The following is a 24,472-nucleotide window of genomic DNA, read 5'->3' on the forward strand; positions in this document are numbered from 1 at the left end:
GCTTGCGCGTGCCGGCTTCGTGGGCTTACCGTAGCGGGTGCCGAAACCGGCACATCCCGCTACCGCAGGCCGCGATCCTCAGTACAGACGCTGGCGCTTGGTGACGTCGCGCGAGGTGCGACGCAGCTGGCGCTTCACCGCGGCAGCGGCCTTGCGCTTGCGTTCCTGGGTCGGCTTTTCGTAGAACTCGCGCTTGCGGGTTTCGGCCAGCACGCCGGCCTTTTCGCAGGTGCGCTTGAAGCGACGGAGCGCAAACTCGAAGGGCTCGTTCTCGCGGACTTTAACGCTGGGCATGGAATCTCCGGGACACAATGGTGACCGGGTCAGGCCCGGCGAGCCGCACATTATAGCGACAGATTTCGCCGCTGCAAGCGCCGCGTTTGGCCTGCCGCCGATTCGGCCCCACAATGCACCCATGAACGTTCTCGGCATCGAATCCAGTTGCGACGAAACCGGCGTCGCCGTCTACGACACCACGCGCTCCGGCGCGGCCGCGCTGCGCGCGCACGCGCTGTACAGCCAGATCGCCCTGCACGCCGAGTACGGCGGGGTGGTGCCGGAGCTGGCCAGCCGCGACCACGTGCGCAAGCTGCTGCCGCTGATCCGCCAGACCCTGGCCGAGGCCGGCCTGCGGGTGCGCGACCTGGACGGGGTGGCCTACACCGCCGGGCCGGGCCTGGTCGGCGCGCTGCTGGTCGGTGCCGGCGTGGCCCGGGCCCTGGCCTGGGCGCTGGAGGTGCCGGCGATCGGCGTGCACCACATGGAAGGCCACCTGCTGGCGCCGCTGATGGAGGATCCGGACCCGGTGCACGGGGCGCCGGCGCCGCCGTTCGTGGCGCTGCTGGTGTCCGGCGGCCACACCCAGCTGATCGCGGTGGAGGCCATCGGCCGTTACCGCCTGCTCGGCGAGACCCTGGACGACGCCGCCGGCGAGGCCTTCGACAAGACCGCCAAGCTGATGGGGCTGCCATATCCGGGCGGCCCGCAACTGGCGGCGCTGGCCACGCAGGGCACCTCGGGGCGGTTCCGCTTCGCCCGGCCGATGACCGACCGGCCCGGCCTGGACTTCAGCTTTTCCGGGCTCAAGACCCAGGTGCTGCTGGCCTGGCGCGACAGCGACCAGTCCGAGACGGTGCGCGCCGACATCGCCCGCGGCTTCGAGGATGCGGTGGTGGACACGCTGGCGATCAAGTGCGAGCGCGCGCTGGAGGCGGCCGGCAGCGACACCATCGTGGTCGCCGGCGGCGTCGGCGCCAATCTGCGCCTGCGCGCCAAGCTGCAGGCGATGGCGCAGGCGCGCGGCGGTCGTGCCTGCTTTCCGCGCCCGGCGCTGTGCACCGACAACGGCGCGATGATCGCCTTCGCCGGCGCCCTGCGCCTGCAGGCCGGATTGCACGATGCCGCAGCCGCGGTGCAGGTGACGCCGCGCTGGGACATGGCGACGCTGCCGCCGCTGGCGGCAGCGCGGGAGTCGGGAATGGAGAATCGGGAATCGTAAAAGCGGCTCACGTCCCGCTTTTGCCTTTGCTCTTACCATTCCCGAATCCCCATTCCCCAATCCCTGCTCCCAATGGATAAAGTCTTCATCGAAGGTCTGGAAATCGACGCGCTGATCGGCATCTACGACTGGGAGCGGCGGATCCGGCAGACGCTGCGCTTCGATCTGGAAATGGGCTTCGACAACCGCAAGCCCGCGGCCAGCGACGACATCGCCGATACGCTCAACTACAAGGCGGTGAGCAAGCGCCTGGTGGAGCTGGTCGAGCAGTCCGGCTACGGGCTGGTGGAGACGCTGGCCGAGCGCTGCGCGGAAGTGGTGCTGCAAGAATTCGACGTGCGCTGGTTGCGGCTGAAGCTGAGCAAGCCGGGCGCGGTGCGCGGGGCGCAGGCGGTGGGGGTCATCATCGAGCGCAGCCGCGCATGAGCGTGCAGGCGTTGCCGCCGTTCGCCAGCGCCTCGTCGGCGCTGCCCGGCGCGGCGTTCTTCGCCGACCTGCAGCACACCCTGGCGCCGTATCCCTGGGCCTACGACGCGATGGTGATCGTGGCGCTGCTGCTGGCGGCGTGGCTGGCCAACTGGGTGACCAAGCGGATCCTGCTGCGCGGGCTGCGGCGGGCACTGCGCGCCACCGTGCTCAGCGACAAGGAAGTGAAGCTGAGCGTGATCCCGCGCCTGGCCAACGTGATTCCGGCGCTGGTGCTGTCGCTGGGCATCGGCGCGGTGCCGCATCTGCCGGCGGCGATGGTCAGCGTGGTGCGCAACGTCTGCGCCGCCTTCATCGTGCTGACCGTGGCACTGGCCTTGTCGCGCGTGCTGGACCTGCTCAACCACGTGTACGAGCGGCGCCCGGATGCGCACAACAAGCCGATCAAGGGCTACATGCAGTTGCTCAAGATCGTGCTCGGCGTGGTCGCGGCGGTGCTGATGGTGTCGGTGCTGGTGGACAAGTCGCCGGTGATCCTGCTGTCGGGCGTGGGCGCGATGATGGCGGTGCTGATCCTGGTGTTCCAGGACACCCTGCTGTCGCTGGTGGCCAGCGTCACCATCAGTTCCAACGACATGGTCCGCGTCGGCGACTGGATCGAGATGCCGCAGCAGAACGCCGACGGCGACGTGATCGACATCGCGCTGCATACGGTCAAGGTCCAGAACTGGGACAAGACCATCACCACCATCCCGACCAAGAAACTGATCAGCGACTCGTTCAAGAACTGGCGCGGGATGAGCGAGGCCGGCGGGCGCCGGATCAAGCGCGCGCTGTACCTGGACCAGCACAGCGTGCGCTTCCTCGACGCCGCCGAGATCGAGCAGATGCGGCAGTTGACCGTGCTGCGCGAGTACATCGACCGCAAGCGCACCGAGCTCGACGCCTGGAACGGCGCGCTGGCCGAGCGCGGGGTGGCGCCGATCAATGGCCGCCGGATCACCAACCTCGGCACCTTCCGCGCCTACGTCGAACACTACGTGCGCGCCAGCCCGCACGTGCGCCAGGACATGACCCTGCTAGTGCGGCAACTGGAGCCGGGCGCCAACGGCCTGCCGCTGGAGGTGTACTGCTTCGCCAACGACACCCGCTGGGCGATGTACGAGCAGATCCAGGCGGACCTGTTCGACCACCTGCTGGCGATCCTGCCCAACTTCGACCTGCGCGTGTTCCAGGCCTCCAGCGACGCGATGTTCATGGACAGCGCGCGCATCCGCCGCGCCCCGGACACCGTCCCGCCGCCGGCGGCTTGACGGCCGTCACGACTGCGGGCATGTTGCGGGACAACATGCCGGCGCCGTTTGCCGCCGGCCCACAGCAACAAGGGGCGCGATGGACTGGAGCAAGTACCGCACGGCCACCTTCGACGAGCTGATCCAGTCCGATGGGCAGCCACGTCCGGCCGCGCGCCGGGTCATCGAGTACCTGTCCAGCCTCAGTGGACGCGAATTGTCCGAACGTCAGCTCGCCGCCGATGTCGCCGCGCGGGTCATGGGCATCACCTTCACCGTCTACTCCGACGGTCGCAATGTCGACCGCACCCTGCCGTTCGACCTGATCCCGCGGGTGATCCCGCTGCACGAATGGCAGCGCACCGAGGCCGGGCTGAAGCAGCGCATGCGCGCGCTCAACCTGTTCATCGGCGACATCTACGGCGCCCAGCGCATCGTCAAGGACAAGGTGTTCCCGGCGATGCTGCTGGAGCACTCGGTCAACTTCCGCCCGCAGTGCGTGGGCATCGCCCCGGCACTGGGCGTGTGGGCGCACGTGTGCGGCTCGGACCTGGTGCGCGACGCCGACGGCACCCTGTACGCGCTGGAGGACAACCTGCGCATCCCCAGCGGCGTGTCGTACATGCTCGAGAACCGCATGGTGGCCAAGCGGGTGTTTCCGGAGCTGTTCGAGACCAGCGCGATCCTGCCGGTGGACGATTACCCGGCGCAGCTCTACGACACCCTGGCGGCGCTGTCGCCGCGCCCGGGCGACCAGCCGGTGATCGCATTGCTGACCCCGGGCATCTTCAACAGCGCCTACTTCGAGCATGCCTACCTGGCGCAGGCGATGGGCATCGAACTGGTCGAGGGCGACGACCTGTTCGTGGCCGACGACGACTGCACCTACATGCGCACCGTGTACGGGCCACGCCGGGTCGACGTGATCTACCGCCGGGTCGACGACCTGTTCCTGGATCCGGAGGCGTTCCGCGCCGATTCGGTGCTGGGCGTGGCTGGGCTGATCCGCAGCTGGCGCGCCGGCAAGGTGGCGCTGGCCAATGCGCCGGGCGCCGGCGTGGCCGACGACAAGGTGGTGTTCGCCTACGTGCCGAAGATGATCCGCTACTACCTGGACGAGGAGCCGATCCTGCCCAACGTGCCCAGCTACCTGTGCCACGACGACAAGGACCGCCAGTACGTGCTCGAGCACCTGGACGAATTGGTGGTGAAGCCGGCCAACGAGTCCGGCGGCTACGGCATGCTGATCGGCCCGCGCTCGACCACGCGCCAGCGCGAGCAGTTCCGCAAGCTGATCCTGGCCGACCCGCGCAACTACATGGCGCAGCCGACCCTGGGCCTGTCCACTGCGCCGATCGTGACCGAGGCCGGGCCGGCGCCGCGGCACCTGGACCTGCGCCCGTTCATCCTCTCGCGCGAGGACGTCTACGTGACCACCGGCGGGCTGACCCGGGTGGCGATGGAGGAGGGCTCGCTGGTGGTCAATTCCTCGCAGGGCGGCGGCGCCAAGGACACCTGGGTGGTGGACGTGGACGAGGAGCTGGACTGATGCTCTCGCGCGTCGCCGACAACCTCTACTGGTTCAGCCGCTACGTGCGCCGCGCCGAGACCACTGCGCGGCTGGTGGGAGTGGGCAGCCTGCTGCAACTGGACCTGCCGCGCTCGGTGCGTTTCGCCTGGCGGCCGATGATCGACACGGTAGGCGCCGGCGAGATCTTCGCGCTGTGGTTCCCCAATGCCGGCGACGACGTCGGCGATGCCGACGTGGTGCGCTTCCTGCTGCTGGACGAGCGCAACCCGTCCTCGCTGCGCAGCTCGGTGCGCTACGCCCGCGAACTGCTGCGCAGCATCCGCGACACGCTGCCGCAGGAGATCTGGGAAGCGGTCAACGACCTGCACCTGCACATCGACGCCAACGGCGAGCGCAGCGTCGGCCGCCGCTACCGCATGGAGTTCCTGGGCCACGTCACCGATGCCTGCCTGAAGGTGTCCGGGCTGCTGACCGCCAACGTCAGCCGCGACATCGGCTTCCAGTTCCTGCGCCTGGGCACGGCGATCGAGCAGGCCGACATGACCACGCGCATCATCGACGCCGGCGCCTCGGGCCTGATCACCCCGCGCCAGGCCGACGACCGCGAGGCCTACCAGGCCATGCAGTGGATGAGCGTGCTGCGTGCCCAGGCCGCCTACCAGATGTACCGCCGCCACGTGCGGCAGCGCGTCACCGGCGAGCAGGCGCTGCGTTTCCTGCTGCAGAACAACGACTTCCCGCGCAGCGTGCAGTTCTGCCTGGTGCGCGCCCAGCACATCCTGCCGACCATGCCGCCGCGGCCGCCGGTGGAGCGCGCACTGATGCGCATCAGCGGGCTGGTGCGCAATGCCGACCCGGCCTACCTGGCCGCGCACAACCCGGCCGGGTTCATGGACGAGATCCAGACCCACCTCGGCCACCTGCACAACGCCATCGCCGAGGCCTACTTCAGCTCCTGAGCCGCCGGGCGCCCCGGGCCCGAGTCCGGCGGTCGCGGCGCGGCCCGTGTGAGGCGCGGCATCGTGGCCAGGGCGTCCTGTCGTTCCCCCTATGCGGCATCCGTCCGCAGGCGTATGGTGCGCGGCGGCCGGGGCGCACCCGGTCGGTAGACAGTTTTCTGAATAGGCGATTCCGGCGCCGGAACTTGCCCCATCGTCTGGCCGGAGAGCTAGAATTGGCGGCTATGTAAACGTTTTCTCAAAGGACCCCATGGCTTCGGATCGTATCGAATCGCTCATCGCCCGCATGACCGTCGAGGAGAAGGTCGGCCAGCTCGGCGTCTTCGCCGACATGGTGCGCCCGTTCGCCCCCGACGTGAATCCGGAAGCCAACGTCCGCAATGCCGACGAGGTGCTGCAGCAGGTGCGCGCCGGCCGGGTCGGCTCGCTGTTCAACGGCGTCGGCGCGGAGCTGGGGCGGCGCATCCAGCAGGTGGCGCTGGAGGAGAGCCGGCTGGGCATCCCGGTGATCCTGGCCGCGGACGTGATCCACGGCATGCGCACGGTGTTCCCGATCCCGCTGGGCGAGGCCGCCAGCTTCGAGCCGGAGCTGGCCGAGCGCACCGCGCGCGCCACCGCGGTCGAGGCCACCGCCGCCGGCATCCACTGGACCTATGCGCCGGCGGTGGACATCGCCCGCGACCAGCGCTGGGGCCGCGGCGCCGAGGGCGCCGGCGAGGACGTGGTGCTGGGCTGCGCCTTCGCCGCCGCACGCGTGCGCGGCTTCCAGGGGCCGGACCTGCGTGCCGACGACGCACTGCTGGCCACGCCCAAGCACTTCGCCGCCTACGGCGCGGTCGCCGCCGGCATGGAGTACGCCAGCGTCGATATCGCCCCGCAGACCCTGCGCGACGTGCACCTGCCGCCGTTCCAGGCCGCCTTCGGCGCCGGCGCGCTAAGCGTGATGACCTCCTTCAACGACATCAATGGCGTGCCGGCCAGCGCCAACCACGAACTGCTGACAGAGATCCTGCGCGGCGAATGGAAGTTCCCCGGCGTGGTGATCTCCGACTACACCGCCGACATGGAGCTGATCGCGCACGGCTATGCGGCCGACGAGCGCGACGCGACCAAGAAGGCGTTCCTGGCCGGCATGGACATGAGCATGCAGAGCGGCTTCTACGCCGCGCACCTGCCGTCGCTGGTGGAGGACGGCGAGGTGCCGATGGCGCTGCTGGATGCGTCGGTGCGCCGCGTGCTGGAACTGAAGGAAGCGATCGGCCTGCTCGACGATCCGTACCGCTCGCTGGACCCGGCGCGCGAGGCCGACCAGTCGCACATCACCGCGCACGATGCGCTGGCGCGCGACGCGGCGCGGCGCTCGATCGTGCTGCTGAAGAACGACGGCCCGGTGCTGCCGCTGCGCAAGCAGGGGCAGAAGATCGCGCTGATCGGCCCGTTCGTGCAGGACCGCGACAACATCGAGGGCTGCTGGACCCTGTTCGGCGACAAGAGTCGCTACGTGACCCTCGAGGCCGGCGTACGCGCCGCGCTGGACGACGCGCAGGCGCTGACCGTGGTGCCCGGTTGCGCGCTGGAAGCGCCGCTGGACGGCGGCATCGAGGCGGCGGTGGCCGCCGCGCGCGCCGCCGACGTGGTGGTGCTGGCGCTGGGCGAGCCGCAGCGCTACAGCGGCGAGGCGCAGTCGCGCACGCAGATCGTGCTGCCGCCGGCGCAGCAGGCGCTGGCCGAGGCGGTCGCCGCCACCGGCACGCCGCTGGTGGTGCTGCTGCGCAACGGCCGTGCGCTGGCGCTGCAGGGCGCGGTGCGCGACGCCGCGGCGATCGCGGTGACCTGGTACCTGGGCACGCAGACCGGCCCGGCGGTGGCCGACGTGCTGTTCGGCGACTACAACCCGTCCGCGCGCCTGCCGGTGAGCTTCCCGCTCGACGCCGGGCAGCAGCCGTACTTCTACAACCACCCGCGCACCGGCCGGCCGGAATTGCCGACGATGAGCGAGTTCAAGTCGCGCTGGCGCGAGGTGCCGAACGCGCCGCTGTATCCGTTCGGCCACGGTCTCGGCTACACCCAGTTCGCCTACGGCGTGCCGCAGCTCGACCGCACCCAGGTCGGTTGGGACGACACCCTGACCGTGACCACGCGCATCGACAACGTCGGCGAGCGCGAGGGCGAGGAAGTGGTGCAGCTGTACATCCACGACCGCGTCGCCAGCCGGGTGCGCCCGGTGCGCGAGCTGAAGGCGTTCCGCAAGGTGCGGCTGGCGGCGGGCGAGGGCATGGAGGTCAGCTTCACCCTCGACCGCCACGCGCTGGCCTTCACCGGCCGCGACGGACAGTGCACGGCCGAGCCGGGCATGTTCGACCTGTGGGTGTGCGCGTCCTCGGCCAGTGGCGAGCCCGTGGCCTTCGAGCTGCTGCCGCAGGGCTGATTGCGGCGTCGCGGCGTCGCGGCAGGGCCTGCCGCCGCCGCGGCGACGTTCTTGAATAGGCGACGTGTCTACCGGACCCGTCGCCGTGACGTGACCGCGGCCACGCCCTGGCCGCGGCATGCTTGCCGTGCACGCGCGCTCTGCTAGGTTCGGGATTCGACCCCAACCGATAGGTGCACGTCATGCGTACTCCCCTGGGTTTGGCTTGCGCGCTGGCCATGGGCCTGGCGATGTCCGCGGCACATGCCGCGCCCGCCGACAAGGCGGCCGAGCGGCGCGGCGACTGGCCGTTCTCGGCGACGCCGGTCGCCACCTTCAACGAACCCTGGGCGATGAGCTTCCTGCCCGACGGCACCGCCCTGGTCAGCGAGAAGGGCGGCACGCTCAAACGCATCGATCCGGTCAGCGGCCACACCGGCACGGTCAGCGGCGTACCCACCGTGGCGTACGGCGGCCAGGGCGGCTTGGGCGATGTGCTGCCGCATCCGGGTTTCGCCAAGAACGGCTGGGTCTACCTGAGCTACGCCGAACCCGGCAGTGGCGACACGCGCGGCGCGGCGGTGATGCGCGCCAAGCTGACGCTCGACAACAATGGCGGCGGCGCTCTGTCGCAGCAGCAGGTGATCTGGCGGCAGCAGCCCAAGGTGTCCGGCAACGGCCACTTCGGCCACCGCCTGGCGTTCGGCCCGGACGGCAAGCTGTGGATCAGTTCCAGCGAGCGACAGAAGTTCGACCCGGCGCAGGACATGAGCGGCAACCTGGGCAAGATCGTGCGCCTCAACGACGACGGCAGCGTGCCGGCCGACAACCCGTTCGCCAACCGCGGCGGCGTCGCCGCGCAGGTGTGGTCGCTCGGCCACCGCAATGTGCTCGGCCTGGCCTTCGACGCCAACGGCCGGCTGTGGGAACACGAAATGGGCCCGGCCGGCGGCGACGAACTCAACCTGATCCAGCGCGGTGCCAACTACGGCTACCCGATCGTGTCCAATGGCGATCATTACGACGGTCGCCCGATCCCCGACCACAGCACGCGGCCGGAATTCGCCGCGCCCAAGGTGAGCTGGACGCCGGTGATCTCGCCGGCCGGCTTCGTCATCTACAACGGCAGCCGCTTCCCGCAGTGGCGCGGCAACGGCTTCATCGGCGGCCTGTCCTCGCAGTCGCTGGTGCGGATCGAATTCAACGGCGAAACCGCGCGCGAGGCCGCGCGCTACGACATGGGCAAGCGCATCCGCGAAGTGGAGCAGGGCCCGGACGGCGCGCTGTGGCTGCTGGAAGACGGCGCCGGCGGGCGCTTGCTGAAGTTGCAGCCGCTGGAGAGTTGAAGCACGCACCCGGCAGTGGCGGTTGTGCCGCTGCCGGGTGAGCGGCATGGGCGTACGCTTGGCGATGCGTCGGTTTCGTCGGGCGCGTCGTGCTATTAGGAACAACGCCGTGCTGCCCTCGTAGGAGCGGCTTCAGCCGCGACGGGCTTCACCGAACAAGCGCGTCGCGGCTGAAGCCGCTCCTACGATCGGGGGATGTGGCGCATCCGCCTCAGTCGCCGTTGCCGGCCCGCTCCCAGGCGCGTCGCACCGCGTGGCGGGCCTTGCTCCAGCTCAGGGTCTGCGAGCCCTTGTTGTTGTCCCAGTCGCGGTGCAGTTCCGCTTCCACCTGCTCGTAGGCGCGGTTGAAGTCGCGGATGCGCGCCTCGTGGCCGGCGTGGTAGGCGGGTTCGTAGTCCTCGAACCGTTCGCCCTCGCTGTAATAAGGCTCGTCCGCGAAGCGATCGCGCCAGTACTGCGAGACGCTGCTGCGGTCCTCGTCGTTGGGGGCGCGGCCGGGAATCTGATACGGAACGCTCATCGTCGGTCTCCGTTGCTGTGAATACGCTCCACGCTAGTCAGGCGCTCGTTAACCCTGTCCCTGCGCGGCGTGATCGCGGTATGAAACATTCATGCCTTCCGGCAGGCTGCGCCCGCGCGCACGGTGGCTTACGATCCGCCGCTACATCCTCGCTTTCCGGCAGACCCATGGCCGCCAACGGCATCGCCTTGTTGACCCCGTACCTGGCCACGGCCGGCGTCGGCTGGCTGTATTACCGGCGGATCCGCCGCTACTTCGGCCGCCAGCCCTGGCAGCCGCGGCGCACCGGCGTGCGGCTCGGGTTCCTGCTGCTGGTCGCGGTCCTGCTGACCTGGCTGGCTGCGCAATTGCCCGCCGTGCGCCTGGGCATGGCGCTGGGTGCCGTGGGCGGTGCCGCGCTGGGCGCCTTCGCCCTGCACCACACCCGGATCGAGGTGCAGGACGGCGCGCGCTGGTATACACCCAATCCCTGGATCGGCGCCGCGCTGAGCGTGCTGTTGCTGGGGCGCCTGGCCTGGCGCTGGGCCAGCGGCGCCTTCTCCGGCGGCAGCGCGCAGACTCTGCAGAACGCCAGCCCGCTGACCATGAGCATCGCTGCGGCATTGATCGCCTATGGGCTGGTGTACGCCGCCGGGCTGCTCGTGCGCATGCGGGCGTCGACGACCGCCTGATCGCCGACGCGCGCCGGTTGCGACGCCATCGTGGTCGGTCTCCAGGCTGCGCAGACCATCGAGCGCAGCACCTGGCGCGCGAGATCGCGCGCAAGCCGATGTGGTGTTCGCTCCGTGGCGCCGCGTCAGTGCGCGGCCGCCGCCGCTTCGTAGGGCAAGGCCGTGGTGCCGGCCGCGCGCAGCGGGGCGTCGGCGGCGTCCAGTTGCTCCGGCTCGCCTTCGATCACCACCAGGATGCGGCCGGCCTCGATTTCCTCTTCGAAGTTGCGCCGCACCGGGTCCGGCACAGTCGACCCGACCAGGGCCGAGGACCAGCTGCCGACCAGCGCGCCGGCAATGGCCATCACGCCGGCGCCGGCCAGGGTGATGCCCAGTGGCGGCACCGCGATCGCCGCCAGCCCGGCCAGCAGGCCCGCCGCGCCGCCACCCAGGGCGCCGCGCGCGGCGGCCGGCACGGTGTCGGTCTTGCCTTCCTTGCGGTCGTCGGGGATGGCTTCCAGCTCGATGTCGCCGCGTGCGACCAGCGACAGGTCGTCGTTGTCGACACCGGCGCTGCGCGCGGCCTGCAGCGCACGGGTGGCGGTGGGCAGATCCGGGGCACTGTAGACGCGGCGTCGTTTCATGGCGGGCGGCCCTTGCTGGCGGGCGTCCAGCGTCCGGGCGCTGGAGTTATCCGCGCGTGACCTGCGCGCAAGGCGGCGTGAAGGCGTTCAGGCCGCGTCCTTGCGCGGGAAGCGATAGAACAGCGCGCCGACCAGCAGCGCTACGCCCGCGGCGGCCAGGTTCTGCCAACTGGCACTGAGCAGCAGTGCCAGCGCCAGCAGCAGTGCCGCCAGCGGAATCAGTGGCCCCCCCGGCAGCCGCAGCGCACCGGGCCGGTCGTGGTAACGGCGTGCCAGCACCAGCACCGCCGCGGCGGTGCCGATGTAGGCGAACAGGCGGGTGACCATCGACAGCAGGGCCAGCTGCACGAACGAGCCGGACAGGGCCAGCGCCAGCGACAGCACGCCCTGCAGCAGGATCGCCGCGGCCGGCGTGCGGAAGCGCGGATGCACCCGCGCCAGGAACGCCGGGCCATAGCCGTCCTTGGCCAGCGCGAACAGGAAGCGCGGCCCCAGCATCACCGTGTTGCTGGTGGTGCCGAGGATGGAGATGGTGGCGCCGACGGTCAGGATCAGTGCCAATGCCTCGCCGCCGAAGCCGCTGGCGGCGTCGGCCAGCGGCGTCGCCGATTGCGCCACGTTGGGCAGCGTGCCCTGCGCCACCACCTGCACCGCGGCATAGATCAGGGTGACGGTGACGATCATGGTGATCAGCGCGAACGGCACGTCGCGGCGCGGATTGCGGTACTCGCCGGCGGCGGCCGGGATGTTCTCGAAACCGGCGTAGGCGAACAGCAGCAGCAAGGCCGCTTCGCCTAGGTTGCCGACATCGCGCGGGTCCGGGGTCTTGCCCGAGAACGCCCACGACCAGTCCACGTAGAACACGCCGATGGCCACGAACAGCAGCAGCGGCACCAGCTTGCCGATCACCAGCGCCACGCCGGTGCGCGCGGCCGACTTCACGCCGATCACGTTGATCGCGGTGAGCAGGCCGAGCGAGCCGACCACGATGCCCAGGCGTGCGCCGCCACCGGCCGCGGCCGGCCAGAAGCGCACCACCGCATCGGCCAGGCCGTTGCTCAGCGCCGCCGCCGAACTGATCCGGGTCAGCCAGATCATCCAGCCGATCTCGAAACCGGCAAAGCGGCCGAACGCCTCGCGCGCATACAGATAGCTGCCGCCGGGCTCGTCGAAGTAGCTGGCCGCCTGCGCGTAGCACAGCACCAGCAGGGCCACCGCCACGCCGGCCAGCAGCACCGCCCACAGGCTCAGCGGCCCGAGCAGGGCGGCGGTGGCCGCCGGCAGCAGGTAGATGCCGCTGCCGATCACGTCGTTGATCGACAGCCCGACGATCTGCCAGCGGCTGACCGCACGGACCAGCCCGGGTTGCGGCGCCTGGCTCACGGTGCCGGCCCCACGGCCGGCAGCGCCCAGTCAGCCTGCAGGCGCCGGTACGCATCGCGCGGCAGCAGCACGAACAGCGGCGCGGCCGACGGCCGCAGCCACGCCAGCAGCCCTTGCATATCGGCCGGCTGCATCGCGGTGCAGCCGGCGGTGGGCGCGCCCGGCGCACGCCACAGGTGGGCGAAGATGCAGCTGCCGGCCCCCGGCGTGCCCTGCGCGTTGTGCTGGATGACGAAGCCCTCGCGATAGCGCGTGTCGCCGGCGTGGCGCAGGTCCAGGCGCATCGGCTCGGTGGACCCGGCCACCGCGGCGCTGCCGACCTCCTTGGCATCGACGATGCGGTTGTACAGCGGCGAGGTGGGCACGTCGATGCAGTAGTTGCTCTCCTGCATCGCCTGGTAGGGCATGGCGCTGTCGATGCGCGGCGCATAGCCGAAGGCCTCGCCGATGGTGAACACGCCCGCCGGGCTGCGGCCGTCGCCTTCGCGTTTCTGCGGGCCGTCGTCTTGTGCCGGATGCAGGCCCAGGCCCCAGGCGCTGCCGTGGCGGCCGAGGCTCACGTCGAAGGCCTTGCCATGCGCACGCCACCCCTGCGCGTCGCGCTCGAACGCCTGCAGTCGCCCCTGCGGGCTTTCCCAGTCCGGCGCCAGCACCAGGATCAGTTGCTGCGCGCGCTGCAAGGCGGGCACGGCAGCGCTGTCGGCGGCCATGCTCGGCGCGGCGATCAGGGCGCACAGCAGGGCCAGGCCGATGCGCCAGGCGCGGTGGTGACCGCTGTGCACTGACGCGGCAGGGGACCGATGGAGCAGGGGCATGGGCATCTCCGGTGGCGGCATGGGCGCGAGGGCGCGCCTTGGGTGCAAGGTAGCGCAGTTGCTAGGCGGATGGCGTGCGCTGGTGCCGCTAGCTTGCCGGCAACTGGACCGATGCAGTGGGTGGCGGGTGGTGTCTGTGCTGGGGACGTGTGGGCGGTGGTATGGGTGTTGTGTCGTGATTGCCTGTTCTGCACTCACGCAAGCTGATCCACGTCGTTGCTGTTGCTGTTGCCGTTGTTCCTGCTGTTGCTGTTGCTCTAGCTTTTGGCTTACCGGGTTCCCTTCCGAAGCGGCGGCCGGCCCGGGGAAAAACCCCGAAGGGGCGGCGCACAGGGACGTGCGCCGTTCGCGGCAGGGGCACGATGCCCCTTCCGCGAATCCCCGGGGTGGACGCTGACCCGGAGCGCGTTAGCGCGGAGGGCGCGAGGCAGGGTGTGCTTGACCAGCCTTCGGCTGTGGTAAAGCGCTTCTTTTGGTTACTTTTCTTTGCACAAGCAAAGAAAAGTAACTCGCCGCAAGGCGAAAGCTTTGCTCTTGAAGATGCTGCCGCCGTGGCTGAATTGTAGGAGCGGCTTCAGCCGCGACAGCGAGAGTCCATTGTGCCTGTCGCGGCTGAAGCCGCTCCTACAGATCTTCTCGTCCGACAGACAAACTTGAATCAACAGCAGTAGCAACAGCAAAAGCAAAAGCTTTAAAGGCTTTCGCCCTTGCGGGCGAGTTACTTTTCTTTGCTCGCGCAAAGAAAAGGTAACCAAAAGAAAGCGCGCCCTGCCTACGCGCCCTCCGCGCTGCGCGCTCCGGGTCCGCGAACCAGACGGGATCCGCGGAAGGGGCATCCTGCCCCTGCCGCGGACGGCGTACATCCATGTACGCCGCCCTTCGGGTTTTTCCCGCCTAGTTCGCCGCTTCGGAAGGGAACCCGGTAAGTCAAAAGCCAGAGCAATAGCAACAGCAAAAGACCTAGCACGTCTATAGTCAGACACTCACCCAGCCCCGCACTACGTTCGTAGGATGACGTGGTCGAGCAGTCACGACCCCTGAAGGCCATGCTTTGCGGTTCTGTGGTTTGTATGATGCGTGTATTGTCTTGGCGTTCGGTGCAAAGCCTGACGCTATATGATTAACCCAGGTGCGACAGGGGCGAAAGATGGAGTGGGTCAAGGGCATTGCGGACGTGCTGAAGCTCGGCCCGCGCTATCTCTTCGCGGGGATGGTGCTAGCCGGCGGGGCGCTATTCTTGCCCACCACTGTCCACAAAAAACTTGGTCTATCAGACTGGATCGTTGCCTACAGAGGCTGGGTCGGCCTGGTGTTTGCCGTGTGTGCAGTGCTCACCGCGTTATCGGCACTGCTTTGGCTATGGCGGTGTCTTAGGCTGGCATGGGAAACCAAGCAAGAACGCACTGCGATAGTTGAGCGCCTCCAGAAGCTGACAGAGCCGGAGAAGCAGATCCTCCGATACTACTTCGCGAAGAACACGCGTTCCAACTTCCTTCGGCATCAAGATGGCGTTGTAGCTGGACTGGCAGCGATTGGCGTGATCTACCTCGCTTCCCGCACCGGCACGCTGACAGAGGGCTTTGCTTACAACATTAGCGATTACGCGTGGAAAATAATTCGGGAAAACCCACGCGTCCTTCTGGGTGAGACCAATTTCTACCGCTGCGATAAGCCGGATAGTCCGTGGGGGTTCTGACAGCACCCGATTTCTTTATTTCTAGGAAATCCGCTGCCTTAGTGATCGCTCTGGTCTAGTCATAGAAGAATTGCTAACGGCTGTCTTCCTTGTTGAGGATGCGCTCGCCAAATGCTTGACGCCACAGTAGTGGTTGCTTTCCTACCATTTGCTCACAGTGCCCCGCAGTGCCCCGCGTGTCGTTGTTGGAGAAGAAAGTGTTGGAGGCTGGATCCGCGAGGTGCTCGAAACGAAGTATTAGATCTGATTTTCTAAATTCTCAATCATGTATGCTCTTGCATCAAACGCCGTGCTTTGGAGAGCGAAGATGCTTGGTGGCGGTCAGATTGACGTGCGTGCTGTAGTGGAAATTTTGAAGGCGAGCCTCGGGCCTGGGGTCGCTGCGCTTGGCGTTGCCGTTGCGATTGCCCAGTGGCACACGAATGATGTCAAACTTCGCCTCGACTCTTACGACCGTCGCTTGCGCGTGTATAAAGCGACTGTGGCGATGCTTGATTGCATGATTTCGGAGATATATCACCGAACCGGAATAATTGCTCATGCTAATGAGAATCGGCCGGAAAGGCCCTATACAGATATTCCTGCGGATGTAAAGGACGCTTTTGAAGATTGCTTAATAGAGGCGCCATTTCTTTTCGACGACGATGTCGCTCGCTTCATGAGTAGAATTGAGGGAGAAGCATGGATGATCAAGTCGCGTGCCTCTTCGTTAGCCGGGATTTCACCTGCTGCAGCCCGCGGTACACTCCATGAGACCGAATACAGGTTGCTCCGGGACGCCGAAAAGCGTGTTAAGAAGGCAAGGGAGCGAGTGCGAGATGTATTCGGGCGATATCTGGCACTTCAGCGCTCCCAGAGGTAATGCTCTGAACTTCATGCATCGCTGCTTATACGTATGTCACTTCCGTACGATCGTAATCGAAGTTACGAACCATTTTATCCGGGACGCCGTCGAGTAGGTCGACCTCTTCAACTAAAAGCTCGGCCAGTTTCGCCCAGCTATTGAAGGCGCCGATGTAGCTCTCGCGGAAGACTTCTACGCTCAGTTCATCCTCGACTTCCGTGAAAGCGTCGAAGGCTTTGTTCGTCGTCACTAAGGTCTCCCTGTTCCTCTAGTCGTTCGACTAGCTTGGCCAAGTCCGGCCCCTCGATGTCCCGGAAGTCGGCGGGCAGACCCTCGCTGTCCTGCACGACACACCCTTCGGCGCTGGGCACCTTGCTGGCCCCTCTGCAAGTGTGTGTAACGCGTGAGAAGAAGCAATTCCTCGGCGTCGTCCTTCCAGTCCCCCACTCTGCGCGATGACGCTAGCGATCCAGCAGTGGCCGCGACACCGAATCGCGTGTGATCAAGCGGTGCGGTACCACGTGATTGACGCTGACGCGCTCCGCCCCGGCGGCCTGCCGGATCTCGCGTAACAGGAGGTCGATGGCGGCATCGGTCATGTCCGCCACCGGCTGATGGATGGTGGTCAGTTCCGGCCACACCATCGTCGACGCCGACGTGTCGTCGAACCCCACCACCGACAGATCCTCCGGCACCTTCAGGCGCCGGCGGTGCGCCACCGACACCACCGCCGAGGCCATGTCGTCGTTGCTTGCGAAAATCGCGCTGGGGCGCGGCTGCAGCGCCAAGAGCCGCTCGGCCGCCTCCAATCCGGCGCGATAGGTGAAATCGCCGGCCTGCACCAGCGCGGCGTCGTAGCCGATGCCCGCCTCCGCCAGGGCATCGCGGTAGCCCTGCCAGCGGTGCGCGCTGGCGGTCTGGTTCGGGTCGCCGGTGATGTAGCCGATGCGGGTGTGCCCGTGCGCGATCAGATGCGAGACCATGTCGTGGCTGGCGCGGCGGTCATCGATGCGCACGCAGGAGACCTTGTCGCTGAACCGGCTGGACGCGATGGCGACGACCGGGATCCCGGCCTCGACGAAAGCACCGACGATGGCCTTCGATTCGCACAGCGGCGGCGGCAGGATCACCCCCGCCACGCTGTTGCAGAGCGTCTGCGCGGCGGCGCGGCGCGCCCGTGGACCCAGGCCATCCCAGGTCGCGATCACCAGTTGCGCCGCTGCACGGGTGGACCCGCGCAGCGCCCCGACCAGCAGTTCGCGCAGATAGCTGGAGCTGGGATTGGTGTAGATCAACGCGATGCAAAGGTGCTGCGCCGCGGCGAGGGCGCTGGCGGCCGGGTTGGGCCGGTAGTCCAGGGCGCGCACGCTGCGCATCACCCGCTCGCGGGTGCTCTCGCGCACGCCGGCATGGCCATGGGTGACGCGCGAGACGGTCATGGGCGAGACGCCGGCATGCGCCGCCACGTCGTCGATGGTGATGGTGCTCGCTTTTCGACGCAGCGTTTTGGGGGTGCTCTTCAAGGAATGCGTTCCTTTGTTGCGACGCATGATGACAAGCGATATCGGGGGTGCGTAGTCTGCGCCGTGACGTGATGATAGCGCTATCAATTAGCGGCAGTCGGGCTCGGGGGGAGCCTTTATCGCGCGTCGTCTGGCAATCCTGAAACGGAGTTTTGAGTCGCAGCGACCGCACAGCGCGCTGCGATGTTCGGCGTGGAAGACGGGCATCGCCCGTGCGTGCCTCTTTGGGGGAGGGGCGGTACATCCATCGATCGCATGTCAGAGGGGAGAGTCATGAGCGCTTCTATGTTTCGTCGTCTGCCAGTCCTGAGGGCTCGTCCATGAGCCGGGCGCTGGCGAAGTTCAAATCCAGGGCCATGTTCACGTTCGTCGGCGGCGTGCTGGTCATCAATCCCGCCCTCGCACAGGACGCGTCGACGCCGGCGCCGGCACCGCCCGCCCAGCAGCAGGCCCAGAGCAGCCCGACCCAACTGGACACCGTCCAGGTCACCGGCCTGCGCAACAGCCTCAGCCAGGCGATGGACATCAAGCGCGATTCCGCCGGCGTGGTGGATGCCATCAGTGCCGAGGACATCGGCAAGTTCCCGGACACCAACCTGGCCGAGTCCCTGCAGCGCATCACCGGCATCTCCATCGAGCGGCGCGATGGCGAAGGCGCGCAGGTCACCGCGCGCGGCTTCGGCCCGCAGTTCAACATGGTGACGCTCAACGGGCGGCAGATGCCGGGCGCCGATGCGTTCGGCGCCGCCGGGCAGGTCGCCATCGGCGGCGTCGACGGCGGCACCCGCGCCTTCAACTTCGCCCAGTTGGCCGCCGAAGCAATCAACGGCATCGAGGTCTACAAGACCAGCCAGGCCAACGTGCCCAGCGGCGGCATCGGCGCCACCATCAACATCCTGACCTCGCGTCCGTTCGACCATCAGGGCATCGTCGCCAGTGCCGGCGCCAAGGCGGTTTCGGACCGCAGCCAGCCGTTCGACAACGACCTGACCCCGGAACTGTCCGGCATCTTCAGCTACAGCAATCCGGACAAGACCTTCGGCGTCGGCGTCAGCGCGAGCTACCAGAAGCGCAAGGGCGGCTCGGTGCAGGCCACCGAGAACTACTGGAACGTGCAGCCATGGACCGGCTCCATGCCCGGCAACCCGACCGTGGTCAACGCGCCGCAGATCGGTGCGCTGTACGCGCGCCCGAACGACCTGCGCTATGCGTTCTCCGAGTTCGAACGCGAGCGCGTCAACGGCCAGGCGGTGCTGCAGTTCGCGCCCACCGACAGCCTGACCCTGACCCTGGACTATACCTACTCGACCAACGAGATCACCGAGAATCGTGGCGAGCAGGGCATGTGGCTGCAGAACAGCAACTACACCGACGTGACCTTCGACACCAGCGGCGCGGTGGCCGTGCCGACCTACATCCGCGAAATCGCCGGCACCAAGGATTTCGGCCTCGAGCAGCAACGCAGCATGCAGAAGTACAAGCTGGGCTCGCTCGGCCTGAACGCGGTGTGGAACGTGACCGACCGGCTCAAGCTGAGCTTCGACGCGCACGACTCGAAGAACGAAAGCCGCCCCAACGATCCGCTGACCGGCGGCGGTTCTCTCTTCATGAGCATCGCCGGCACCAACAACTGCACCACCGGCCCGCACTGCGGCGGCTCCTGGGTGCAGGAGTTGAACTTCAACAACGGCCTGCCGATCGGCACCCAGGTCTGGTATCCGAGCGACGCCGCTGCCGCGGCCAACGTCAACGGCGTGGTCAACCCGGGCTTCGTGCCGGGCGAGATCGGCACGCAGGTGCTGCGCGTCAACTCGCAGAGCCAGATCAGCCAGATCAAGCAGGCGCGCGTGGACGGCGAGTGGAGCTTCGACCAGGGCCGCTTCCAGTTCGGCGTAGACAGCAGCAAGTCGACCACCCACCGCATCCAGGCCGCCGAGGCGTATTCCACCCTGGGCGACTGGGGCGTGGCCAATGTCGACCGCGATACCGCCGGCGGGCTGATGAACCTGATGCAGCCGGTCAACATCATCGGCCTGTTCGACGACTACGGCGGCACCAGTTGGCCCGCATGGCGGGGCGATGCCGGCCGGCTCGCGGAATGGGCAGCCGGCCAGTACGGCGTCGGCCTGGGCGTGAGCCCGCAGCGCGCCGCCGACAATTTCGTGGAGGAGAAGACCCGCTCGGCGTACTTCCAGGTGGAACTGGATGGCGAGTTGGCTGGTCGGCGTACCAATACGCGGTTGGGTGTGCGCTACGAAACCACCGACGTGGTCTCGACCTCGGTCATCGCCACCCCGGAAGCGATCGAGTGGCAGTCCAACAACGACTTCCGCGTGGTGCTGTCCAACGCGCAGCAACCCTTCAGCGAAAAGACCACCTACAGCTACATCCTGCCCAACCTCGATTTCAGCATCGACCTCACCGACACGCTGAAGGGCCGCGTCTCGTTCGGCAAGAGCATCGCGCGCGCGCCGATCGGCAACCTCTATGCCGGCCCCGGGGCGCAGCAGCCGTTCGGCTCGGTGCTGATCGACCCGTCCTCGCGGGCCAGCGGCACCGCGCAGAACCCGGCGCTGAAGCCGCTGGAGTCCGACAACCTCGACCTGGCGCTGGAGTGGTACTTCGCCGACGCGAGTTACCTGTCGGTGACCTACTGGAATAAGTCGGTCAACAACTTCATCGGCAACACCGTGGTGCAGGAGAATCTGTACGGCCTGCGCGATCCGACCTCCGGCCCGGACGCGAGGACGGCACTGGCCTTCCTCACCAGCGGCGCCTGTCTTGCCCAGGTCGGCCCGGCCAACGCAGCGGCCTGCTCGGCCAACGATACCTCGCTGTTCACCGCGCTGGCCCTGCTGCGCAACAACCCGGCCGGCCTGGCCGCCTACAACGGCACCGGCGCGCAGGTGCTGGCGACCGAAGCGGCCTACGATCTCTACGGCGAGGCCGACGACCCGCTGTACGAGTTCAACGTCAACCGCCCGATCAACCAGAACCAGGCCAAGCTGCACGGCTGGGAACTCGGCGGGCAGTACTTCTTCGGCGACACCGGGTTCGGCGTCCTCGCCAACTACACCATCGTCAAGGGCGACGTGGGCTACGACAACGGCGGCGATCCGGGCATCGACCAGTTCGCGCTCACCGGGCTGAGCGACACCGCCAATGCGGTGCTGATGTACGAGAAGTACGGCTGGTCGGTACGCCTGGCCTGGAACTGGCGCGACCAGTACCTGATCCTGGCCAACCAGGGCACCAGCCGCAATCCGTACTATGTGGAACCCTACGAACAGTGGGACCTCAGCGTGAACTACACGTTGAACGACAACTGGTCGTTCGGCCTGGAAGCGATCAACCTGACCGGCGAGGACGTGCGCTGGCGCTCGCGTACCTCGCAGATGATCGTGAAGCTGGCCGACCAGAGTCCGCGCTACATGCTGGGCGTTCGCTACAGGTTCTGAAGAAGGCGAGGAGCTTCTCTTCGCGTGTCGCCACGGACGCCGCCGCTGTTGCGGCGGCGCTCCGTGCCAGGCTGCAACCGGGAGTGCGCAACACGATGCCGCGTTACGAAATGCTCAACAACATCGCGCACCGCGACCTGCGCGTGGCCACCGACTTCGGGCCGGAGTTCGGCGACGCGGTGGGCATGGTGCCGGCCTATCCCAGCGAGTTCGCCGAGCTGCAGCGGGAATATCCGCTCTTCCTGCGCAAGGATCCGGCGACCGGCGCGTGGCAGTCGGTGGCGCTGCTCGGGTTCGAGCAGCACGAGAACCTGTTCCTGCAGGAGCGGCGCTGGGCGGCCTCGTATCTGCCCGGGGCTGCCGCCAAGGGGCCGTTCCTGATCGGCTTCCAGGAGCAGCGGATCGATGGCGTGCTCACCCAGGAGGCGGTTTTGCACGTGGACATGGAGCATCCGCGGGTGACCGCGATGCAGGGCGAGCCGGTGTTCCTGCCGCAAGGGGGTAACACCGCCTATCTCGACCACATCACCACGGTGCTGCGTGGCATCCACGAGGGCCATGCTTTCGGCGCGGAGATGTTCGCCGCGCTCGATGCGCACGGACTGATCCAGCCGGTGACGCTCGACGTGCAAGTCGATGCGCAGCATCGGGTCGGCGTCAGCGGCCTGCACGCGATCGACCGTGAGCGCCTGTCTCAGTTGGATGGCACCGCGCTGGCCGCGCTCAACCGCGCCGGCTATCTGGAAGGGGCGTTCCTGATGCTGGCGTCGCTGCACAACATGCGGCGGCTGATCGCCGAAAAGCAGCGACGCTTGCGATTGCAGGATGCCGCCGTCGCGGCGGGCAGGAACTGACCATGCCGGACGGCGGGGCCATGCGGACACTGGAGGGCGTGCAGCCCACCGCGCTGCCAGTGCAGGACCTGGTGGCGGCCGGGGAGCCGGTGATGGTGCGCGGCATCGCGCGCGACTGGGGGCTGGTCCAGGCCGGCTTGCGCTCCACGCAGGAGGCCCTGGCCTACCTGCGTGGTTTCGATGCGGGTATGCCGATTCCGTATTCCTTCGGCGAACCCGGGATCGAGGGGCGTCCGTTCTACAACGCCGGTTTCACCCAGTTGAATGTCGAGGTCCGGCGTGGACCGCTCACGGAGGTGCTGGACGCGATCGCCGCCACCTTCGAGGATCCGCGGCCGCCCACCTACTATGTCGCGTCTCTGCCGATCGCGCGGGCGCTGCCCGGCTTCGCGCAGTCCAACGACGCCGGCCTGGCCGGTCAGGGCATCGATGCGCTGGCGAGCATCTGGATCGGCAACCGGGTGACGGCGTCCTGCCATTTCGACACGCCGGACAACCTGGCCTGCTGTGCCGTGGGCCGGCGCCGCTTCACCCTGTTTCCGCCGGAGCAGATCGACAACCTGTATCCGGGACCGCTGGACCCCACGCCAGGCGGGCAGGTGGTCAGCGTGGTGGACTTTGACCGCCCCGACTTCGCGCGGTATCCGCGCTTCCGCGATGCCCTGGCCAGCGCGCAGCACGTCGAACTGGAGCCGGGCGATGCACTGTTCATCCCGAGCATGTGGTGGCACCACGTGCGCAGCCTGGCGCCGTTCAACGTGCTGGTGAACTACTGGTGGCGCAGTGCGCCGGCGTTCCTGCCCTCGCCGCTGCCGGCGCTGCAGCACGCGATGTGGGCGCTGCGCGATCTGCCGGCGCGCGAGAAACAGGCGTGGGCGCAGATCTTCGATTACTACGTGTTCGGTCCGGGCGAACGCGCAGCGCAGCACCTGCCCGAGGCCGCGCGCGGCGAACTGGCGCCGTTCGACGAAACGCGTGCGCGCCGCGTGCGCGCGCAGTTGCTGGCGCGGCTCAACCGCTGATGGGAGCATCGCCTTGAATCTCGCCGCCACCACGGACGCACGCATCCGCAAGGTCGTCATCGCCGGCGGCGGCACCGCCGGCTGGCTGGCCGGCTGCGCGCTGGCGCACCAGTTCCGCGATCGTTTGGACATCACCCTGGTGGAGTCCGAGCAGATCGGCACCGTGGGCGTGGGCGAGTCGACCGTGCCGCCGATCCGCATGTTCCACCGCTTCCTGCAGATCGACGAGCAGGAGTTCCTGCGCGCGGTGGCCGGCACCTTCAAGCTCTCGATTTCCTTCGAGCACTGGCGTCGCCCCGGCGATCGCTTCATCCATCCGTTCGGCACCATCGGGCAGGGCACCTGGGCCACGCCGTTCCATCATTTCTGGCTGGACAGCCTGCGCCGCGGCATGCCGTCGGACCTGGGCGATTACTGCCTGGAAAGCGTGGCCTCGCGTGCGGACCGGTTCTCGCTGGAGACGCAGCCGCAGGTCAACTACGCCTATCATTTCGACGCCGCGCTGTACGCGAAGTTCCTGCGCAAGAAGGCCGAAGGCTATGGCCTGCGCCGGGTGGAAGGGCAGATCCGCGAGGTTCGGCAACATGCGCATGACGGCGCCATCGCGTCGCTGCTGCTGGACGACGGGCAGGTCATCGAGGGCGACCTGTTCATCGACTGCACCGGCTTCCGTGGCCTGCTGACCGAGCAGACCCTGCACACCGGCTACGAAGACTGGCGCAAGTGGTTGCCCAGCGATCGCGCCGTGGCGGTGCAGACCGAGGCGGTCGCGCCGCCGGTGCCGTATACCCGTGCCATCGCGCACGAGGCCGGGTGGCGCTGGCATATCGCGCTCCAGCACCGGGTCGGGTGCGGGCTGGTGTTCTCCAGCCACCACATGTCCGACGACGAGGCGCACGCCAAGCTGCTGCGCGACGTCGACGGTCCGCCGCTGCGCGACCCGTGGCTGGTGCCGTTTCGCAGCGGGCGCAGGTTGCAGGCGTGGAACAAGAACGTGGTGGCGCTGGGCCTGGCCAGTGGCTTCATCGAGCCGCTGGAATCGACCAGCATCCATCTGACCATCAGCGCCGTGGTGCGCCTGATCCAGCTGTTTCCGAGCGACGGCATCAGTCCGGCACTGGTGGAGCTGTACAACACGGTCAGCCGCCAGGAGATGGAGCACGTGCGCGACTTCATCATCCTGCATTACCACGCCACCCAGCGCGACGTGCCGATGTGGAAGGCATGCCGCGAGATGGCGCTGCCCGAGTCGCTGGCGATTCGGCTGCGCGCCTGGCGCGAACGTGCGCACGCCTGGCAGGACCCCGGCGAGCTGTTCCGCGTGGATTCGTGGACCAGCGTGTTGATGGGCCAGGGAGTCCAGCCCGGGCCGCCGCATCCGTTGGCCGCCGCCATCGGCGATGCGGATCTGCGCACGCTGCTGACGCGGATCCGGCAGCCGCTGCAGCAGGCCAGCGCGGTGATGCCCTCGCAGGCGGAGTTCATCGAGCGCTATTGCAAGGCGGCGCCGGACGTCTGGCAGCGGAGCGTTTCCCTGGCGTAGCGGGACGCACGCCGTCATCCAAAAATGGTAGCGCTAACTTAGGGCGGGTACGAAGTGGAAG

The 24,472-nt window shown here is 67.8% G+C and carries 21 protein-coding genes; 13 read left to right on the top strand and 8 right to left on the bottom strand.

The annotated features are described in order from the left end of the window. Positions 1-78: 78 nt before the first annotated feature. Positions 79-294 carry a 30S ribosomal protein S21 gene (gene rpsU, locus NUG21_RS02615; RefSeq protein WP_003465342.1) on the bottom strand — a complete coding sequence of 72 codons (216 nt, stop codon included), beginning with the start codon at positions 292-294 and terminating at the stop codon, positions 79-81. Between the two features lie 121 nt (positions 295-415). Between rpsU and tsaD the strand changes: the two genes are divergently transcribed. From tsaD to NUG21_RS02650, 7 genes are all read left to right on the top strand, one after another. Beyond that, positions 416-1,498, top strand: a complete 1,083-nt coding sequence (gene tsaD, locus NUG21_RS02620; RefSeq protein ID WP_263392192.1) for a tRNA (adenosine(37)-N6)-threonylcarbamoyltransferase complex transferase subunit TsaD — start codon at positions 416-418, stop codon at positions 1,496-1,498. 72 nt (positions 1,499-1,570) lie between these two features. Continuing rightward, positions 1,571-1,924, top strand: a complete 354-nt coding sequence (gene folB, locus NUG21_RS02625) for a dihydroneopterin aldolase (RefSeq protein WP_019796230.1) — start codon at positions 1,571-1,573, stop codon at positions 1,922-1,924. Beyond that, positions 1,921-3,237: a mechanosensitive ion channel family protein gene (locus NUG21_RS02630; RefSeq protein WP_019796231.1), complete on the top strand. Its 1,317-nt coding sequence runs from the start codon at positions 1,921-1,923 to the stop codon at positions 3,235-3,237. Before folB ends, NUG21_RS02630 begins: the two co-directional genes overlap by 4 nt. Positions 3,238-3,316: 79 nt before the next feature. Next, positions 3,317-4,765 carry a circularly permuted type 2 ATP-grasp protein gene (locus NUG21_RS02635; protein ID WP_263392193.1) on the top strand — a complete coding sequence of 483 codons (1,449 nt, stop codon included), beginning with the start codon at positions 3,317-3,319 and terminating at the stop codon, positions 4,763-4,765. Further along, positions 4,765-5,706, top strand: a complete 942-nt coding sequence (locus NUG21_RS02640; protein ID WP_160945705.1) for an alpha-E domain-containing protein — start codon at positions 4,765-4,767, stop codon at positions 5,704-5,706. Before NUG21_RS02635 ends, NUG21_RS02640 begins: the two co-directional genes overlap by 1 nt. A gap of 250 nt (positions 5,707-5,956) precedes the next feature. Next, complete coding sequence (locus NUG21_RS02645) at positions 5,957-8,134, top strand: glycoside hydrolase family 3 N-terminal domain-containing protein (protein ID WP_263392194.1); 2,178 nt, start codon at positions 5,957-5,959, stop codon at positions 8,132-8,134. 182 nt (positions 8,135-8,316) lie between these two features. Continuing rightward, positions 8,317-9,459, top strand: a complete 1,143-nt coding sequence (locus NUG21_RS02650; protein WP_263392195.1) for a PQQ-dependent sugar dehydrogenase — start codon at positions 8,317-8,319, stop codon at positions 9,457-9,459. A 211-nt stretch (positions 9,460-9,670) separates the two neighbouring features. Here NUG21_RS02650 and NUG21_RS02655 read toward each other — a convergent pair whose 3' ends face one another. Continuing rightward, a complete protein-coding gene (locus tag NUG21_RS02655; RefSeq protein ID WP_242081352.1) occupies positions 9,671-9,979 on the bottom strand; it encodes a hypothetical protein in 309 nt (102 codons plus the stop codon). A gap of 167 nt (positions 9,980-10,146) precedes the next feature. Between NUG21_RS02655 and NUG21_RS02660 the strand changes: the two genes are divergently transcribed. After that, on the top strand, positions 10,147-10,650 hold the full coding sequence (locus NUG21_RS02660) for a CcdC protein domain-containing protein (protein ID WP_242161178.1): 504 nt from the start codon (positions 10,147-10,149) through the stop codon (positions 10,648-10,650). Positions 10,651-10,775: 125 nt separating this feature from the next. Here NUG21_RS02660 and NUG21_RS02665 read toward each other — a convergent pair whose 3' ends face one another. From NUG21_RS02665 to NUG21_RS02675, 3 genes are all read right to left on the bottom strand, one after another. Next, positions 10,776-11,273 (bottom strand): hypothetical protein, encoded by a 498-nt coding sequence (locus NUG21_RS02665; protein ID WP_160945701.1) that lies wholly within the window; start codon positions 11,271-11,273, stop codon positions 10,776-10,778. Positions 11,274-11,360: 87 nt separating this feature from the next. Continuing rightward, positions 11,361-12,656, bottom strand: coding sequence for an APC family permease (locus NUG21_RS02670; protein ID WP_263392196.1), 1,296 nt, complete (start codon positions 12,654-12,656; stop codon positions 11,361-11,363). Continuing rightward, on the bottom strand, positions 12,653-13,471 hold the full coding sequence (locus tag NUG21_RS02675; protein WP_263392197.1) for a L,D-transpeptidase family protein: 819 nt from the start codon (positions 13,469-13,471) through the stop codon (positions 12,653-12,655). The genes NUG21_RS02670 and NUG21_RS02675 overlap by 4 nt, the downstream gene beginning before the upstream one ends. 1,147 nt (positions 13,472-14,618) lie before the next feature. Here NUG21_RS02675 and NUG21_RS02680 point away from each other — a divergent pair. Further along, positions 14,619-15,167, top strand: coding sequence for a super-infection exclusion protein B (locus tag NUG21_RS02680; RefSeq protein ID WP_263392198.1), 549 nt, complete (start codon positions 14,619-14,621; stop codon positions 15,165-15,167). 280 nt (positions 15,168-15,447) lie between these two features. Here the strand turns inward: NUG21_RS02680 and NUG21_RS02685 are convergent, their stop codons facing one another. The 3 genes from NUG21_RS02685 to NUG21_RS02695 form a co-directional block, all read right to left on the bottom strand. Continuing rightward, the gene (locus tag NUG21_RS02685; protein ID WP_263392199.1) at positions 15,448-15,708 is read right to left on the bottom strand and encodes a hypothetical protein; all 261 of its coding nucleotides are present in this window, start codon (positions 15,706-15,708) and stop codon (positions 15,448-15,450) included. Positions 15,709-16,054: 346 nt separating this feature from the next. After that, positions 16,055-16,261, bottom strand: coding sequence for an antirestriction protein (locus tag NUG21_RS02690; protein ID WP_263392200.1), 207 nt, complete (start codon positions 16,259-16,261; stop codon positions 16,055-16,057). A 211-nt stretch (positions 16,262-16,472) separates the two neighbouring features. Then, the gene (locus tag NUG21_RS02695; RefSeq protein ID WP_237473046.1) at positions 16,473-17,450 is read right to left on the bottom strand and encodes a LacI family DNA-binding transcriptional regulator; all 978 of its coding nucleotides are present in this window, start codon (positions 17,448-17,450) and stop codon (positions 16,473-16,475) included. A gap of 404 nt (positions 17,451-17,854) precedes the next feature. Here NUG21_RS02695 and NUG21_RS02700 point away from each other — a divergent pair, with 404 nt between their 5' ends. The 4 genes from NUG21_RS02700 to NUG21_RS02715 all read left to right on the top strand — a co-directional run bounded on the left by NUG21_RS02700 (position 17,855) and on the right by NUG21_RS02715 (position 24,411). Then, positions 17,855-20,992 carry a TonB-dependent receptor gene (locus NUG21_RS02700; protein ID WP_263392201.1) on the top strand — a complete coding sequence of 1,046 codons (3,138 nt, stop codon included), beginning with the start codon at positions 17,855-17,857 and terminating at the stop codon, positions 20,990-20,992. A gap of 95 nt (positions 20,993-21,087) precedes the next feature. Beyond that, entirely contained in the window at positions 21,088-21,846 is a 759-nt protein-coding gene (locus NUG21_RS02705; protein WP_263392202.1) for a SapC family protein, read from the top strand. 2 nt (positions 21,847-21,848) lie between these two features. Continuing rightward, entirely contained in the window at positions 21,849-22,868 is a 1,020-nt protein-coding gene (locus NUG21_RS02710; protein ID WP_263392203.1) for a cupin-like domain-containing protein, read from the top strand. A 13-nt stretch (positions 22,869-22,881) separates the two neighbouring features. After that, positions 22,882-24,411 (top strand): tryptophan halogenase family protein, encoded by a 1,530-nt coding sequence (locus NUG21_RS02715; protein WP_263392204.1) that lies wholly within the window; start codon positions 22,882-22,884, stop codon positions 24,409-24,411. Positions 24,412-24,472 lie beyond the last annotated feature (61 nt).

Origin of the sequence: Xanthomonas sp. CFBP 8445 (assembly GCF_025666235.1) — a bacterium.
Taxonomy (GTDB): Bacteria; Pseudomonadota; Gammaproteobacteria; order Xanthomonadales; family Xanthomonadaceae; genus Xanthomonas_A; species Xanthomonas_A indica.